At 62.5% G+C, this 16441-nt stretch carries 10 protein-coding genes; 5 read left to right on the top strand and 5 right to left on the bottom strand.

The annotated features are described in order from the left end of the window. Nucleotides 1-37 precede the first annotated feature (37 nt). Nucleotides 38-1906 carry a glycoside hydrolase family 5 protein gene (locus OU994_RS16985; protein ID WP_281606820.1) on the top strand — a complete coding sequence of 623 codons (1869 nt, stop codon included), beginning with the start codon at nt 38-40 and terminating at the stop codon, nt 1904-1906. Between the two features lie 344 nt (nt 1907-2250). Continuing rightward, the gene (locus OU994_RS16980) at nt 2251-4503 is read left to right on the top strand and encodes a PhoX family phosphatase (RefSeq protein ID WP_281606819.1); all 2253 of its coding nucleotides are present in this window, start codon (nt 2251-2253) and stop codon (nt 4501-4503) included. 255 nt (nt 4504-4758) lie between these two features. Here OU994_RS16980 and OU994_RS16975 read toward each other — a convergent pair whose 3' ends face one another. The 3 genes from OU994_RS16975 to OU994_RS16965 form a co-directional block, all read right to left on the bottom strand. Then, complete coding sequence (locus OU994_RS16975; protein WP_281611657.1) at nt 4759-7875, bottom strand: TonB-dependent receptor; 3117 nt, start codon at nt 7873-7875, stop codon at nt 4759-4761. A 121-nt stretch (nt 7876-7996) separates the two neighbouring features. Next, nucleotides 7997-9277 (bottom strand): hypothetical protein, encoded by a 1281-nt coding sequence (locus OU994_RS16970; RefSeq protein WP_281606818.1) that lies wholly within the window; start codon nt 9275-9277, stop codon nt 7997-7999. 169 nt (nt 9278-9446) lie between these two features. Beyond that, entirely contained in the window at nt 9447-10988 is a 1542-nt protein-coding gene (locus tag OU994_RS16965) for an alpha-N-arabinofuranosidase (protein WP_281606817.1), read from the bottom strand. 110 nt (nt 10989-11098) lie between these two features. Here OU994_RS16965 and OU994_RS16960 point away from each other — a divergent pair, with 110 nt between their 5' ends. Then, entirely contained in the window at nt 11099-11404 is a 306-nt protein-coding gene (locus OU994_RS16960; protein WP_281606816.1) for a hypothetical protein, read from the top strand. A 303-nt stretch (nt 11405-11707) separates the two neighbouring features. Here the strand turns inward: OU994_RS16960 and ampC are convergent, their stop codons facing one another. Continuing rightward, on the bottom strand, nt 11708-12877 hold the full coding sequence (gene ampC, locus OU994_RS16955; protein ID WP_281606815.1) for a class C beta-lactamase: 1170 nt from the start codon (nt 12875-12877) through the stop codon (nt 11708-11710). Nucleotides 12878-13318: 441 nt separating this feature from the next. Beyond that, nucleotides 13319-14479, bottom strand: a complete 1161-nt coding sequence (locus tag OU994_RS16950; protein WP_281606814.1) for an AraC family transcriptional regulator — start codon at nt 14477-14479, stop codon at nt 13319-13321. 328 nt (nt 14480-14807) lie between these two features. Here OU994_RS16950 and OU994_RS16945 point away from each other — a divergent pair, with 328 nt between their 5' ends. Beyond that, entirely contained in the window at nt 14808-16061 is a 1254-nt protein-coding gene (locus OU994_RS16945) for a DUF4157 domain-containing protein (protein WP_281606813.1), read from the top strand. Further along, nucleotides 16061-16429 (top strand): hypothetical protein, encoded by a 369-nt coding sequence (locus OU994_RS16940; protein WP_281606812.1) that lies wholly within the window; start codon nt 16061-16063, stop codon nt 16427-16429. The genes OU994_RS16945 and OU994_RS16940 overlap by 1 nt, the downstream gene beginning before the upstream one ends. The last annotated feature ends 12 nt before the right edge of the window (nt 16430-16441 follow it).

Raw genomic sequence — 16441 nt, 5'->3', positions numbered from 1 at the left:
CATGTACACAAACCTACCAACAACGGAGATAAGTGAAATGAACGAAAAACCTCTCAGCATTGCATCCCTTCTGATGGCTCTATCGGGAGGCGCCGTGGACGTCCAGGCGCAGACGTGCACGCCAACGCCGGTAACTCCCTATATTCATTCGGATGGCGCCTGGAATATGACCGCGGCTGCGGCGATCAATACCGGGAACACGATTGGATTGGGACCGCAGCCAGTCAGCGGCGGGTCCTGGTCATGGAGCGGTTGTGGGACAGCGGGTTCTTCGCGAGAGCAATTCGTGTCGCCAGGCGCCAGCTGTACGGCAACCGCCGTCCATACCAATAGTTGCGGCGCACAGACTACGCAATCCTTTGCAATCACGGCCTATCCCAACTACAACACCAACCCGGTCCCCCCCAATGCAAGCGGCATGCACAGTAACGCTGTGCAGTTGGCCGCGAAGATCAGGCTGGGAACCAATATTGGCAACACGATGGAGGCCTGGGGTTGCAATACGCCGTCGGAAACATGCTGGGGCAATCCGGTGGTTTCCGCGGCTTACCTCAAACTGGTCAAGGACAGCGGCTTTGACGCGATCCGGATCCCCGTATCCTGGGATCAGTATGCCGATCAGGTCACTGGAAAAATCAGTGACGCCTGGCTCGACCGCGTGAAACAGGTGGTGCAGCAAGCGGTCGATAACGGGCTCTACGTCATCGTCAACATCCATTGGGACGGTGGCTGGCTGGAGAGGAATATCAACGAAGCCAGCAAAGTCGCCGTCAACGCCAGGCAGAAAGCCTACTGGGAACAGATTGCCACGCATCTGCGTGACTTCGACGAGCATGTCTTGTTCGCCAGTGCCAACGAACCCGAAGCCAGGACCGCCGAGGAAATCGCCGTTCTCGACAGTTTTCACCAGACATTCGTCAACGCGGTACGTTCGACAGGTGGCAGGAACGCGCATCGCGTGCTGGTGATCCAGGCGCCTTTGACCGACATCGACAGGGCTTTCAACGACTGGCACGCCATGCCGTCGGACACCGTGGCGGGCCGCCAGATGGCCGAAGTCCATTACTACCCCTGGAGCTTCACGAACCAGCCGGAAGATGCCGACTATTCCCAGGTGTTCTGTTACTGGGGTAACGGCCACCATTCGACCACCGATACCTATCGCAACTCGACCCGGGAGGAAGAGGCTTATACCGATGCGCAGTTCGCAAAAATGAAGGAGAAATTCGCGGACCAGGGAATTCCCGTCGTGCTGGGGGAGTTTGCCGCGGTATTGCGTCCCGAGACAGTTTGCGCCGACATGCCCATGCATCGCGCCTCGCGGGCCTATTACGCGCAGCATGTCGCCAAATCGGCACTGGCGCACGGCATGTTGCCCTTCTACTGGGAGATCGGAATGAATCCCGGTCTGCTATTCGACCGTGGTACGCCAGCGGTGGGTGACCCGCAAATTTACGATGGGCTTCTCGCTGGAGCTGGCAAAGCAGTCGCGTTGAGTACTGCCCCGAACAGCTGGACCTTGAGCGGTGGCGCTTCGAATACCAGTTCAGCCTCGAATATGGCATTGACGCTCACCCAGGCGGGCGCCACTGCCGGCTATACGTTCGCCAATCCCGTCGACTGGCACCGTGCGACCCTGAAAGTGGTCCTGCGTTTCGATGAGACGTTTGTTTCGAATCGGCGCGGCGGAATCGACCCTATCCTCCAGTTCTACACCTACCGCTCCAATTGGGCTGCTTCCGATTTCAAGTGCTGGACCGCCAATCAAGTGCTGGTGGCAAACCAGGACACGGAATTCAACTGTTCCGCATTTAACATGCCCAAAGCCCTGGGGGTCGGCATCCAGTTCGCTGGCACAGCAGGTTCCGTGACCATTCAAAGAGCCAGTATCAGATTCGCTCGATAACATTGCGGCGCCGGAGCCGGCTTTGCGTAAGGAGCCGGCTTCGCGCGCTTCGGCCTGTCGTACTCGCCGGCGAACCAAAGCCTTCAACGGGGCACTTGTGCGGTGGCAGCACTGGCTGCGGCACAAGCGTCGCCACCGCCGCGGCCCACATCCCTACCTGCTCCATCCCCCCAATGCCGAACGGCTACCACGCGTAAAACAGGCGCGTGCACGCATCCGCCTTTGCGATACGACATATCACCCGAAACGATTTTACTGATGTCTCCTGCGTTAGCAATACTGCAATCCCGCGTTTTGATCGCGGCGGAAATCCAACAATAAAAGACGCCCATCAGGAGACAACAATGACCAAGCCTCATGATCCGATTCGTCCGTCGACCGTGCCGGATGACGACAACTGCAACAACTCATCGAACGACCACTTCAATGCCGTGCTGGCTGCGCGCATGTCCCGCCGCAGCATGCTGCGCGGCGGCTTCGCGACGGCGGCGAGCGCCGTCATGGGCTCCATGGGTTTGAGCGCATGCGGCGGTTCCGGCGATCCGGACCCGGTAGCAGTCCCCCCGGCACTACCCGTTCCGGCCGAGAAGCTGCTGGCGTTTGCCGCGGTACCGAAAAGCCTGGCCGATACCGTCGCCGTACCGGCCGGCTATACCGCGACCATCCTGTACGCGCTGGGCGACCCGCTGCGCGCCGCCACCCCAGCCTACAAGAACGACGGTACCGACACTGATTTCGACAACCGCGCCGGCGACCATCATGACGGCATGGAGTACTTCGGCCTGACGGCCAGCGGTACCCCATCGGCCTCCGGCGCCGAGCGCGGCGTGCTGGCCATGAATCACGAAGCGACCACCGCCGAAAGACTTGCCTCGCACTTTCTCCATGCCGACGGCGGCACCGCCACCCTTCCGCGTCCTGCCGCCGAAGTGGACAAGGAAGTCGCGGTGTACGGCATCAGCGTGATCGAAGTGAGGAAGACCGGCAGCACCTGGTCCAGCATCGTCGATTCGACCTTCAACCGCCGGCTGACTCCCTTGTCCGACGTCGAGATCTCCGGTCCGGCGCGCGGCAACGCCCTCCTGGTGACCCAATACTCGCCGGCCGGTACCCGCACCCGAGGTACCCTGAGCAACTGTGGCGGCGGCCGTACACCATGGGGCACCTACCTGTCCGGCGAAGAAAACTGGGCCGGCTACTTCGTGCGAGGCGCGGCCGACGATGCCGCACGGGGCAACGACAAGAGCGTCGTTGCGCTGCGCCGCTATGGCCGCAGGCAGGGCGCCACATCGCGCCACGGCTGGGAAACAGGCGGCGCGGACGACCGGTACCAGCGCTGGGACATCAGCAGGAAAGGCGCATCGGCGAACGGCAGCGACGACTACCGCAACGAAATGAACGGCCAGGGCTACATCATCGAAGTCGACCCGTACGACAAGACCAGGACGGCCAGGAAGCGCAGCGCGCTGGGCCGCTTCGCGCACGAGAGCGGGGCGTTCGGCAATCCGGTCGCCGGCCAGCCGCTGGCGGTTTACATGGGCGACGACTCGCGTAACGAATACATCTACAAGTTCGTCTCGAAGGAAGTCTGGAACGCCAGCGACGCGACCCCGGCCGACCGCATCGGTACCGGGGACAAGTACCTCGATTCAGGCACGCTGTACGTGGCCAGGGTGAATGCCGACGGCACCGGCCAGTGGATCGAACTGTCGCTCGCCAACCCGCTGATCTCCGCCTACACCGCCTACCCGTTCGCCGACCTGGCCGATGTGCTGGTCAACGCCCGCCTGGCGGCGGACGCTGCCGGCGCGACCCGCATGGACCGCCCGGAATGGTGCTCGGTACACCCGGTCACCGGCGAAATCTACTACACGCTGACCAACAACTCGAACCGCAGCGTCGACCCGGGCGGCGCGCCGGCGCTGTTGCCGGACGCGGGCAACCCGCGCGTCTACACCGATATGCAGGGCGCCGCCGCCCAGAACGGCAACCCGAACGGCCATATCATCCGCTTCAAGGAAGGCACGGGTGGATCGGCCGCCACCAGCTTCACCTGGGACGTCTACCTGTTCGCAGCGGAGAGCGGCGCCGACGCGACCAGGGTGAACCTGTCGGGCCTGACCGCCGACCAGGACCACTCCAGCCCGGACGGGCTGGCCTTCGTGAAGAGCACCGGCATCTGCTGGATCCAGACCGACGACGACGCTTACGCCGACGTCACCAACAACATGATGCTGGCGGCGGTGCCTGGCCAGGTCGGCGATGGCGCCAGGACCACGCTTGCGTACGACAAGGCCGACGGCAGCAAGCTCGATGTCGACACCTTCGTCGGCAAGAAGCCTACCGCGGATACGCTCAAGCGCTTCCTGGTCGGTCCGGCCAACTCGGAAATCACCGGTATCACCGAGACCCCTGACGGCAAGGCGCTGTTCATCAACATCATGCACCCGGGCCTTTACACCGCGCGAGCCGACATTGGCGATCCGGCCAGGTACAAGAGCCAGTGGCCGGCCAACGCGGGCTACGGTGCCGGGAAGCGCCCCCGTTCGGCGACCATTGTCATTACCAAGAATGACGGTGGGCGCATCGGAACGTAAGCAGTGCTTCCTCAAGGGCTGCCGGTGGCAGGAACCGAATCGATGGCGAGGCTGACGACCGCGCATCCATGATCGTGCAGCCCTGACAACAGGAAATCAGACTTCAGGAGGAAACTTGCCGAGTCTGCGAGGACAGCGGCATAAAAAAGGGGCGGCCGTAGCCGCCCCTGAAACCACCGGCAAAGCGGCAGGAGACTAGGGAGGGTTCATTGCGCCTGCATGGCGATCGACCTGATGCCGGGACAGCGCCATGGCTCAGTACGTGTAGCGCAGCGCCAGGCGATAGCTGCGGCCTGGCTCGAACCAGGCACGCGCCATGTTGCCGATGTACTGCTGCTGGGTCTGCCTGACGACCGTATCCGTGAGGTTGGTTGCCGAGAAACTGGCCTGGACGCGCTCGGTAATCCTGTAGTCCAACCCGAGGTCCAGCTGTCCGGCAGCCTCCTGCCAGGTCGGCAAGCCCCAGCCCACGTCGTGCGGATACACCGTCTTGCCATCGACGACCGTTGCCCGGGTCGGGTCGGCGCTGGTGGCGCCGTCGTCGCCCTTCGTGCCATTGACGCTCACGCCCTGCAGGAAGCGGCCGCGCCAGCTGTAGGCCAGGCGCATCGACAGCGGTCCCCTGTCGTACAGGAAGGTCAGGTTGTAGGCGTTGCGCGACAGGTACTGCAGGGGCATTTCAGTGAACGGCAAGCCATTGGTGTCGCAACCGTACAGGCTCAGGGAACTGTTGTTGAACGTATCCTTGGCCGGGCAGTACTTCAGGTTGAAGGGATGATGCAGGGTCTGCCTGCTCTTGATGTAGGTGTAGTTCGCCGCGACGCCGAAGCCTTTCGCCCATTCCGGCAAGACGCGCGCCAGCGCTGGCACATCATTGAAGTAGGCCTGGCCAGCGAGCTCCAGCCCCGTCACGCTGCCGTCCGCGACATTGTCCGGCGCGGTGATCAGGAAAGTTTGCGCGTTGCCGGCAATGCTGTTGAAGTCGCGGGTATAGGCCGCGTTCATGATGATGTCGCGCACCTGCTTGTGGAACAGCGCGGCCGTCAGCGACCCGCCAGTCTTGGGATACCACTCGAGCGTCAAGTCATAGCTGCGCGCCTTGATCGGCCGCAGTTTGACATTGCCATGGCTGAAGCCCTCGTAGCCGACGTTCTGCATCGTTGTGCCGGGAACGGTGACGAGCTTTTGCTCGACCTCGGTGTACTCCCTCAGCTGGTTGAAGCCCGGACGGTACATCGTCTGCCCGAACCCGAAGCGCGTCTGCAGCTGTGGGGTCAATTCCATCTTCAGGTTAAAGCTTGGCAGCACGTCGACGGCGCTGCGGCCGTCGTTGTTCTCCTGGGCGATCGGTGCGAACCTCGGCACCGATGGCGGCGGATTGCGGGGCACCCTGAGGATGGTGTAGCCCTGGGCATCCGCGCGGGTATGGACCACGCGCACGCCGGCGCTGCCTTCGACCGGAAAGCGCAGGTCGTCGAAGCCGAAGCGCGTCGACAGGTAGACGGCTTCGGTCCGTTCCGATTGGCGGCTGGTTCGTTCCGGGTTGCCCTCGAAGACGAGCGGCAATGCGGGATCCGACAACTTCGAGCAATCCTGCTGGTCCGCGAAGCGCGCCGCGTTGGCATCCTCGCAGATCAGCTTCCTGGCCGCGTTGACGATATTGTAGATGTTGCCGTAGTCCCTGACCGCGGCCATGGTCGGCACCACCAGGGCGCCGGGCGCCGGCACCTTGCCGCTGAAGAAGTTATCGAAGTCGTAGGTCGTGGTCTCCACCAGGGCCCCATACCTCGGATCGCTCAGGTAACCGAGATTGGCGCGCGACGCCCAGCCCGGCAAGTCCGACTTGACAGCAGGCTGCCCCGCGATGGAGGTATTCTTGACACCCCATGGCTCGGCGGCGGACATCCAGCGCGAGCCCATCGACTCGATGTTCTCGATCGTGCGCTTGGTCGCGCGCACGCCGAAGCGGATGTCGCGCATGACCGGATGGTCGAACTTGAAGCGGACATCGGTCTTCCACGCATACAGGTCGGCTTCCGCCTTGCTCAGGTTCGGTACCGCGACATCCAGGTAGTAGTTCGACCGGTTCCGCAGGAACGCCTTTGCCGTATCGTCGAAAGTGATCCGGCCAGGCTTGCCGGTCAGGTCGATGTCCATGCTCGGCACGTAGGTCGCCAGCGTCAGGTTGCCGCCGATGCTCTTGTTCGAGGCATGGACCCATTGCAGGTCGTTCTGGACCAGCCAGCGCTGGTCGATATTCCACTTGGCGTTCCAGGCGATTTCCCGGGTCTGCGAGCGCTTGTCGCCATAGGCCTGGTTGCTGCTGAAGCCCAGTCCACCCGCGGCGAAGTTGTTCGCACCGCGGCCGCCGATCGGATACGTGTACCTGGCCGACCGGAGTACCCCGTTGCCGTCGAACTGGGGGTTCACGAGCACGGACTTGTAGGCGTCCTCCACGCCCGTATACAGCGCGTTCTCGGTGCCGGTTTCCTTGTAGCCGGAGTGGAAATAGGTGAGCGCGGATTCCATGCCCCCCTTCTTCCACTGCAGCGCGCCATACACGCCGACGCGGTCGGTCTTGCTGGTGTTGGTACGCCACGAGCCTGACTTGGGCACCCACACGGTCCGCCCGTCGATGATGTCGATGCGGGGAAAGTAGGCGTCCAGCTGGATCGTGTCGTTGCGGTTGTTGTTCTGGTTGCCGGACAGGTTGAGCAGCGCGCCCCATTGGCCGAAGCTGTTTTCCCAGCGATGCGAGACCAGGCCGGAGAGCGCGGGTGAGGTTTTCCTGCCGAGCTCGTTGTGGTTCACGTACGTCGAGGCTGCGAACTTGTCGCCCTTGTAGTCGAAAGGCAGGGCGGTGCGCAAGTCGACCTGTCCGCTGACGCCCCCTTCGATCAGTTCGGCCGGCGGGTTCTTGTGCACGACCACCGCGGACATCAGTTCCGCCGGGATGTCGCCCCAGCTCAATTCACGTCCCGGGTAGCCGGCCGAGAACGATTCACGGCCGTTCAGGGTGGACGAACCCCAGGTCAGGCCGCGCACCGAAATGCCGGAACCCTCGACCGAGAAATGTTCCGGGTCGCCGCGCGAGCGGTTGCGGTCCATCGTCACGCCGACAACGCGTTGCAGCACCTCGGTGATCGACCTGTCCGGCAGCTTGCCCGCCTCTTCGGCGACGACGCCGTCGACCACTTCCTCGGCATTCTGCTTGAGCTTCGCAGCCGATTTCATGGCCGCGCGCTGCCCGCTGACGACCACGGTCGTGACTTCTTCGTCGTTGGCGGACGGCGTCTCAAGCGCGGCCTGTGCCTGTGCTTGGCCGCTGTACAGCATGGCAAGCTGCGCCGCCGCGAACGCCAGTGCGGTCATCCGCAAGGGTTGCCGCCTTCCGATTGTTCCAATTGTCCCCATTGTCTCCATCCTGTTGAATTCTTGTTGTGCCCTGGTTGCCCACCACGCCGGGCGGCGCGGAGTACATCGTCGTCCGCCATCACTGGAGGGTGATCTTGCCTTTCAGATTGACCGTGGTCGGGTAGTTCGGCGCCGGCGCGGTGGTACTCGGCACATTGACGTTGCCTTCCGTCGAAGCGAACGAAACGAGGACGATCGGATAGTCCTGCAGCTCGACCCAGGGATCCAGCTCCGCCAGCTCGCAGCCGCCATCCACGACGGCGAAGTCCTTGAGGCGGATCGTGTAGTTCGTCAGTTCCGCGGAGCCTGGCTTGAACGTCGCCCGCAGCGTCACGTTGCAGTGATCGTTGTTGGCTTTCCTGTTGTAGTGGCCGAGGACCAGGTCGACGTTGACCTGGTTGTTGGTCGAATCGAACCATTCCTGGTTCAGGCCGAGGGTGAACCTGAGCTCCGACTGGGCATCGATCCGCATGCCTTCGGCCGTGTTTCCGGCAGTCGACTTGCTCGCCACCCCAGGCGCGTACACGTCGATTTGCGCCCAGGTGTGCCACCAGCCGCCGCTGGGAGGCTCTTGCTGCCAGCTGTAGGTATTGCTGACGGTGCTGCCGTCCGCCGAAAGGCGCAGGTCGCACCAGCCGTCACACCACCAGTTGCGCAGGCTGCTGCCGCCGCCCTGTTCGACTTTCCCGTTCTCGTTGGTCAGCGTCGCACTCCTGTAGCCGCTCGAGAACGTCAGCTCGGGCGCCGCCGCGGTGCCGATCGGTATGGTCCTTTCCAGCTTCGACGTCTCGTAGATCTCGCCGCCGTCGGCGGTCGCGGTGACGATGCACAGCCCATCGGCGAGCTTATGCAGGGAGCTTCCGTCGACCGAGCACACCGCGGGGGGGCTGGAGGCAAAGACGACCGGCAAGCCCAGGCTCGACGCCGCGGCCAGCGGCACTGGCGTACCATCCAGGGGCTGCTTGCCCGGATTGCGGAAGCGGATCGCCTGCGGCTGCTTGGGAATGACGAACAGCTGGCGCGCCGTAGCAGCGGCATAGCCATTCCCGCCGGCCTGGTTGGCGTTCACCGAGCACTCGCCCGCTTTCAGCAAAGACAGCGTGGAGCCGCTCACGCTGCACGTGCCTGGCGTGTTCGACACATAGGCGATCTCCCCGCCGGAACTGGCTGTGGCCTTCAGCTCAATGGTCGCGATGGTCGGCGGAATAGCCAGCGTCTCGCCGCCCGGGAATGGGAAGGAAACCGATTGCGCCATCCCGCCTTCGCCGGCGTTATCGCCACCACCACCACCACCACCACCACCACAGGCGGCGAGCAGCGCGGCGCATGCCAGCCCGATAGCCGTTTGCTGTACTCTCATGCTTGTTGTCCCCTCATGATTTTTTGCTTCCTCTCCATTGGGTCTGCTTCAGTGGATCTGCTTCATCGGGTCGACTTCAAGTGACATGTCACCGGCCACGCTGCCGACCAGATGGAATCCGCCTCTTCCTGCGCACCGGCGTGCGCTGGAGGAACGTGTGGCTGTTAGGTCAGCTCTCGATCGCGACAACCAATACCGCCTTGGCCGGGATCTTCAGGCGCAAGGTGCCATTGGCCGCCTTCGCCTTGAAAGGCGCGGGTTTGATCGCATCCTTTTGCTGGAAAGTGTTATGGGCGTCCATCGCCGCCGCTGTCAGCACCTGGCCGCTTGCGCCGGAGACGTTCTGTCCGGCGACATTGACCGCCACGTCCGACGCCTCGTTCGGGTTGGTGTTGACGATCGCCAGGTACAGCTTGCCGTCCCTGGCGCGCGCCGCCGAGGCGCTGATCATCGGGATGCTGGCCGCGCCGACCCGGTACTCGACGTTGTCGCGCAGGGTCACCGGCAACGAGGTCGCATCCTGGAACGGCACATACATCCTGTAGGCATGGTAGGTCGGGGTCAGCAGCATCTGGTCCTTGTCGGTGAGGATCATCGCCTGCAGCACATTGACCATCTGCGCGATATTGGTCATCGTGACCCGGTCGGCATGGGCATGGAAGATGTTGAAGTGCAGCGCCGCGACGACGGCGTCGCGCAGGGTGTTCTGCTGGAACAGGAAGCCGGCGTTGGTGCCCTTCTCCACGTCGTACCAGGTGCCCCACTCGTCGATCAGGAAGCCGATCTTCTTTTCCGGATCGTTCTTCTCGAGCGCCGCGACGTTTTCCCTGATGCTCGTGTCCATCTTCAAAGCGTTCACGAGGGTCGACATCCATTGCGCCTCCGGAAAGCCGGTGGCCGAGCCCTTGACGTCCCAGTTCCCGGTGGGGATGGTGTAGTAGTGGTAGCTGATGCCGGCGGTGCGGCCCTTCAGGCCCTTGCTCAGCACGTCGGTCCACCGGTTGTTCGTGTGGCCGCCGCTGGCAACGATTTTCGGGCGGTATTGCGCCGGTGCCTTCAGGAAGGTTTCGTAGTTGTTGTACAGATTGACGTAGTACTCCGGGGTCATATTGCCGCCGCAACCCCACGACTCGTTGCCGACGCCGAAGAAATCCACCTTGAACGGCTTGGCGCGGCCGTTCTTGCGGCGCAGCTCGGCAAGGGTCGACTTGCTGTCGGATGTCATGTACTCGATCCATTCCGACATTTCCTGCGGCGAGCCCGTGCCCAAATTGCCGCTCACATAAGTGTCAGCCCCCAGCATTTCGGCGAGATCGAAGAACTCATGGGTGCCGACCGCATTGCTTTCTTCCACGCCGCCCCAGTTGGTGTTGACCTTGACCGGGCGCTTGTCACGCGGGCCGATACCATCTCTCCAATGGTACTCATCGGCAAAGCAGCCGCCCGGCCAACGCACCAGCGGTACACGCAGCTCCTTTAACGCACCGACCACGTCCTTGCGCCAGCCCCGTATATTCGGAATCGTGGAGCCAGGGCCAACCCACATGCCTTCATAGATTCCGGTGCCCAGATGTTCTGCGAACTGGCCATAAATGTTTTTGTTGATGACGGCACCCGGCCTGGCCGGATCGATGTCGATGGTCACGGCCGCAAATACTGGCGCGAACGCCAGCATGGCAAGCGCCATCACACTGCTCTTCACTACACTCATGTCTTCTCCACTCCGTTTTTTTAATGCTGTCGATTGGCAGCTTTGCTGTCGATTGCAGGACGGAGAGCACGCTCTCTTGCCCGGCAATTCGGCGGAGTCTATCCCAATCAATGCGTCAAAAATACGGGGCGAAATACGCCATTTCGAGCGATGTCGGCCCGGCGAAAAAAATCCGCACGGGCGGAACCGGCATTCGTGCAATTTTTGTTATTGTTCGCTGGGACGGGTCGCCACTCGATCCGGCCACTCCCTCTGCGCCGGTGGCCGCGCCGCCATCGCGGCAGGTCGATTGCATGAAGTGCAGTATCAATACGATTATCTGCACCTTGAAATCTCTTCACCAAATGCGTTATGCCGTTGCCGGTCCCTGGTTGGTTCTTGGAGCCTGGCAGTCAGCGCCGGCGAACGCGCAATAGCACGTCGCACGGCACCGCACTGGATTGCCAAAGCCGCAGGCGGACCGGTCGGTTACACACTTTTATTGGAGGACCAGGTGCCGAGCGTATCGGTTCAAGCAGGCCTTGATCGGCGCTGCCCCGTCGGTCACGGAAAACAGAGAAGGATTGTGCCGACCAGGCAGCGCGGCATTATCGATGTCGCGAGACGGCGCTCATGGACAGCCGAGCGAACGGCTCGGCGTAACTTCGGTACCGGTGCCCGCCATCGACGGCGGCGTACTCACATCGATGTCGATGGCTGGAGACCGGCAACAGGAGGGTTCACTGACTGCTGTTCAGGCGCTCAAGAATGTTGTAACCCGCGGTGACCCGGTCCGCCATTGGATAGGCTTTATTCGCGAGCAGGACGACACCGATTCGCCTTGCCGGAACAAAGGCCACATAACTGGAAAAGCCAGCAGTCGAGCCGGTCTTATTCACCAGCAACTCGACCTGCGCCGTTTGCGATATTTCCGGTTTGGCAGTGGCGTTTGCCTTGAATACGATTTGCTCTGAATTTCCCGCCAACAGCACATCGAGTTTCAATGGATATGGATACATTTCCCACGAAAACCCTTGTGTCATGGGGCCGATCTGGTAATGCGGAACCTGGGTGTCACGGACTGCGCGTTGCCATTTGGCGTCGAGTTGCCCGGGGTGCATGTTGTGCTCCAAGAAGCGGAGCAAGTCGGTCGCGGTTGTCTTCACGCCATAGGCATACAGCGCCACGGGGCCCGCACTGAGCCTGACCGGCTCGTCCTTCCAGGTATAACCTTGCGCATAGTTCTGGATCTGGTCGGCCGGCACACTGAGGTAAGTGTGCGTCAGCCCGAAGGCGGGGAAGAGCTGCTTTTCCATTGCCACATCGAACGGCATCTGCAGACTGGCGGCGACTACGATGCCCAGCAGGCCGGAACTGGGGTTGGAATACGTGCGCGACGAGCCGGCGATATGGTCGGGCTTCCAGTTACGGTAATAGGCCATCAGCTGATCGGCGTCTTGCACCTCGCCCGGCACTTGAAGCGGCAAGCCGCCTGCGGTATTGGTACCCAGGTTCATAATGCTGACCTTGTCGAACGCGCTTCCACGGAGCTGGGCCACATACTCGCTGGCTTTGTCGGTCAGGGCAAGCTCGCCGTCGGCTTGCGCATAGGTGGCCAGCGTTGCCGTAAACATCTTGCTGATCGAGCCGATTTCAAACAGGGTGTCGTCGGTCACGCTCTGTTTCGTATCCCGCGACATGACGCCGAAGTTGTAAACGCAGCGTTGGCCATCCACGCTCACCCCAACCGCCATGCCAGGGAGTGCGTTTTTCTCCATGATCGGTTTGACTACCTGCTCGACCGCAGCCTTGACCTTGCAATTGTCGACCTCGGCGGCCTGGCAGACAGAGACTGACAATAAGCCTGAAATGAACAGCAGAGCGGGTGAACCACGGGAATTGAATTGCATAGCGCAGGGCCTCTTTTAATATCGGGAACGAACAAACGCTTCGTGGTGACGCGTTCGCCCCAGGAACGAGAAGCAGTGCGACGCCGCCACTTGAAGCGATTATCGTACCGAAGCACGGCGCGTCGGCTGGAAATGGGACGAAGCGGCCCATGTTCGGGATGGGCTCCGGGAGTTCGCCATCAGTCGAGGAGCCCTTGATCGGTACCCGGAATATTAAGGGTGAGCTGGAGGAAATGTGCGCTATCCATGTGGCGCATTTCAGGGAGGAGGCCGGACGGCAGAAGGGAAGCAGCAAGGCATGAATTCCTCATTGCCAGATGGGTGCTCCGGAAACTATGGCGCATTTATTTGCGCGCGCTTGGTGAAATGGCCGCTATTGACCCCGCTGGCTAACATAGAAGGAATCCGGCTACACTTGGCGCCGCCAGCGAAATACTGGCTTCAGGAAGCGGGCTCCCGTGCTTCCTTCTTGCACACCTCCCGGAATGCCTTGGGCGTGCATTCGTATTCTTCCTTGAAGAGCTTGTTGAAATACGAGGAGTTCTTGTAGCCGACCGAATAGGCGATTTCCGCGATGCTGGCGCTGGTGTTTTCAACCAGCAGGCGCGATGCTTCGGTCAACCTGAGCTTGTTCAGGTAACCGACGAAGGTGTACCCCATTTCCCTCTTCAGTATGTCGTTGACCTTATTGCGATTGACGCCGGTTTCCGAGACCACGGTTTCCATATCCAGTTCCGGATCCGCGTAGCGTGTCGCCAGCAACCTCAAAATGGCGGATTTTTCCCGTTCCCGGTGCGGCTCCAGCGCCAGCTGCTGGTACGCCACCAGCGGCAGGTCTTTCTGCATCCGTGCGCGCAGGTCATTAGCGAGGGCCAACGCATATTGCTTGGCGAACCAGAACGCGAAACCAGTCCACGCGAGGATGAGGAGCGCGGCCAGGAAATACAGGTAGCCATACTTGCGCTCGTGCATTTCGATTCCCGCGATCTCAATGCGCGACAGGGTGCCGACGGGGCTGGCATTGCTGGTGCCGAATTCGATCTGCGCAACCTTGGCCAGCGAGTAGCCCAGATCGGATGGGTTGAGCTTGTTCATGTCGACCCACCAATCCGGGATGGTCAGATGTGCCAGGTCGAGTTCGACGCGGGACCCGTCCTGGTTGCATTTGACGTATGCCCCTGGCGGGCGGTAGGTCATCAGGTCGTCCGGTTTGGACAGCCTGTCATCGAACGTGGTCAGGCCGACGCGGATGGTGCCAGCGGGGAAACAGCGTGCCTCGAAACTGATCTTGCCGAAACGGGACCAGTCGAACAATGCCGGTTTGCGTTTGCGGTCCGTGAACAGCAGGCCGGTCGAGATATAGGAATGGGGATTGCTGCCCGACAGGACGAATTCCATGATCAGGCGCTCGGCATCGACTCGGGCGTTCACGTTCGTCGTCGCGTCCCTGGTGCTGTGGGTGCGCAGCTGCCAGGAGAAATCGTCCTGCTCGAACAAGGCGACGCGATGATAGCTGCGGCTGACGCACAGATACCCGAACAGGATACTCACGCCGAGAAGGAGGATCAGCCTGAGCAGTGCCTTTGAATATAACGCGTGCATAGAAAGTTCAGTTGAATGGCCGGACAGCAGCGAGCCCGCCGGGCGCCGGTGCGGCGGCAGTTGTCAGCTCCGCAATGTACAGCATGCCATGCCGGTTTGTCATTATGAGGCTGTTGCATGCCGAAGACGGATGTCGGGCGGGTTCCACGCTGTTTGCCGCGCCAGCCGTGCCTGTGAAACTCCGGGACTTTCCAGCAGCGGATGCTAAACTGCGTTGATAGCCGGTCGTGCCCGTGCTTGAGTTTATGGACCCGGCAGAGACGCGATGCGATGGCCACGTGCAGGCTTTGGCGGCAAGCCAACCGCCACGTTCACGAGGAGAACCGCCATGCCAACCTCGCTTGCCACGCTCGCGAACCGGTCTACCCGGCCGGGTGCTTCCAGGGCGATGGAATCCCCACACTCTTCCAGCCGGCTGGCCGTTCCCGCGATCCAGCGCGAACGCTCGGCCGCTTCGTGCGCCTGTGGCGGCACCTGCCCGCGCTGCCAGGCCAGGTCCAGCCTGACGATCGGCGCCGCCAATGATGCGCATGAGCAGGAAGCCGATCGGGTGGCCGATGCCGTGATGCGCGGCGAGCATGGCGCGTCCATCCGGCAAGGCTCTCCTGCCCTGCAGACCAGGTTGTACCGCAAGGTGCTCCATCCCGACGAGGTCTACGACAGCGCCCATGCCGCTCCTGGCACGGCGGAGGAAGAAATCCTGCGCGATGATGATGCCGGTCCAGCAAGCCTGCAGCGCAAGGAGACGGCCAGTGCCGCCGATGGCGCGCTGGCTGTCCCGGCCGGCTACGAACGGTCGCTGCAGCGTGCCGTCCAAGGGGGCGGCAGCGCCCTGCCGGCGGCGACACGCGGCTTCATGGAAAGCCGCTTCGGCCATGATTTCTCCGGCGTGCGTGTGCACCATGACGCGCAGGCCGACGCCCTGTCCCGGCAGATCGACGCACGCGCCTTTACCCTGGGCCAGGACATCTTCTTCGGGCGGTCGGAATACGCGCCAGCGTCGGGCGCGGGCCAGCGCCTCCTGGCGCACGAACTCACCCACGTCGTCCAGCAGGCCAGCGGCAAGCTGTCGCGCCAGATCCGGCGCGTGCCCCGCACGCCGTGCAGCGCCTATCCCAGCTATGACCCGGCGAAGAACCGGCTCACCTACAACTGCGCCGGGCTGGCGTTGCGCAGCTACGAAGACACTTCCCCGCCGTCCGCTGTGTACTCCGACATGGAGGCGCGGTTCACTCCCCCTTACAGCCCGGCAGACACCTGCTTGCCGGGAGAGGTCAAGTTCTGGCTGTGGGAATACAATATGCATCCCGAGGACGCCCAGGGGAACGTCTTGCGCGCCGCGCGGCCCGACTTCCATATCGTCGCCGGGCGCATGGACGCCGCCGGCGGCGAGCCCGCCGTCTACAGCAAGAACGGCCGCCGGCCCATCCACGGCCCCGCACCCGGGCCCAGTTTCAGGCCTGCCACCCGCGAACGGGCGCTCGACGACGACGACCAGCCCGCCGAGCTGCCTGGCGGCCGGCCCTTCTTCAAGGTGCGCAGCGACATGATCGAGCAGGTCAGCTGCGCGGAGTGCCTGTGATGCCCATGGCCTTCCCGGCCGGTGCCGTGGAATGCGCGGCAGGCGATTTCATCGTCCATGAACAGGCCGGCATGCAGTGGCACGCTTACCGGGTAGACGACATCGTGGCGATGCAGCGCCTGCTGGCCTGCGCCACCGCGCCAATCAGCCTGGTTCCCGAGAGTATCCTGCTCGATTCCGTGACGCCGGCTTACCACGGCGAAGTCCACCTGTTGCTGACGGCCTTCGACCCCGTATTCCCCGATCCGGCGGCAGCCAGGCATGCCATCCTGCAAAGGACGCTGGCCGAACGCGTGCATGGCCTGCTGCGCAACGCACGCGACTTCCCGAAGGACGCATGCGAGGTAATCAAAGCGCCGGAAGCTTGAGCCGGGCATGCT

It is taken from the genome of Pseudoduganella sp. SL102, from assembly GCF_027856995.1.
Lineage (GTDB): Bacteria > Pseudomonadota > Gammaproteobacteria > Burkholderiales > Burkholderiaceae_D > Rugamonas > Rugamonas albidiflava.
Note: the sequence above shows the minus strand (reverse complement) of the source record. Positions and strands in the feature narration are given on the sequence as shown.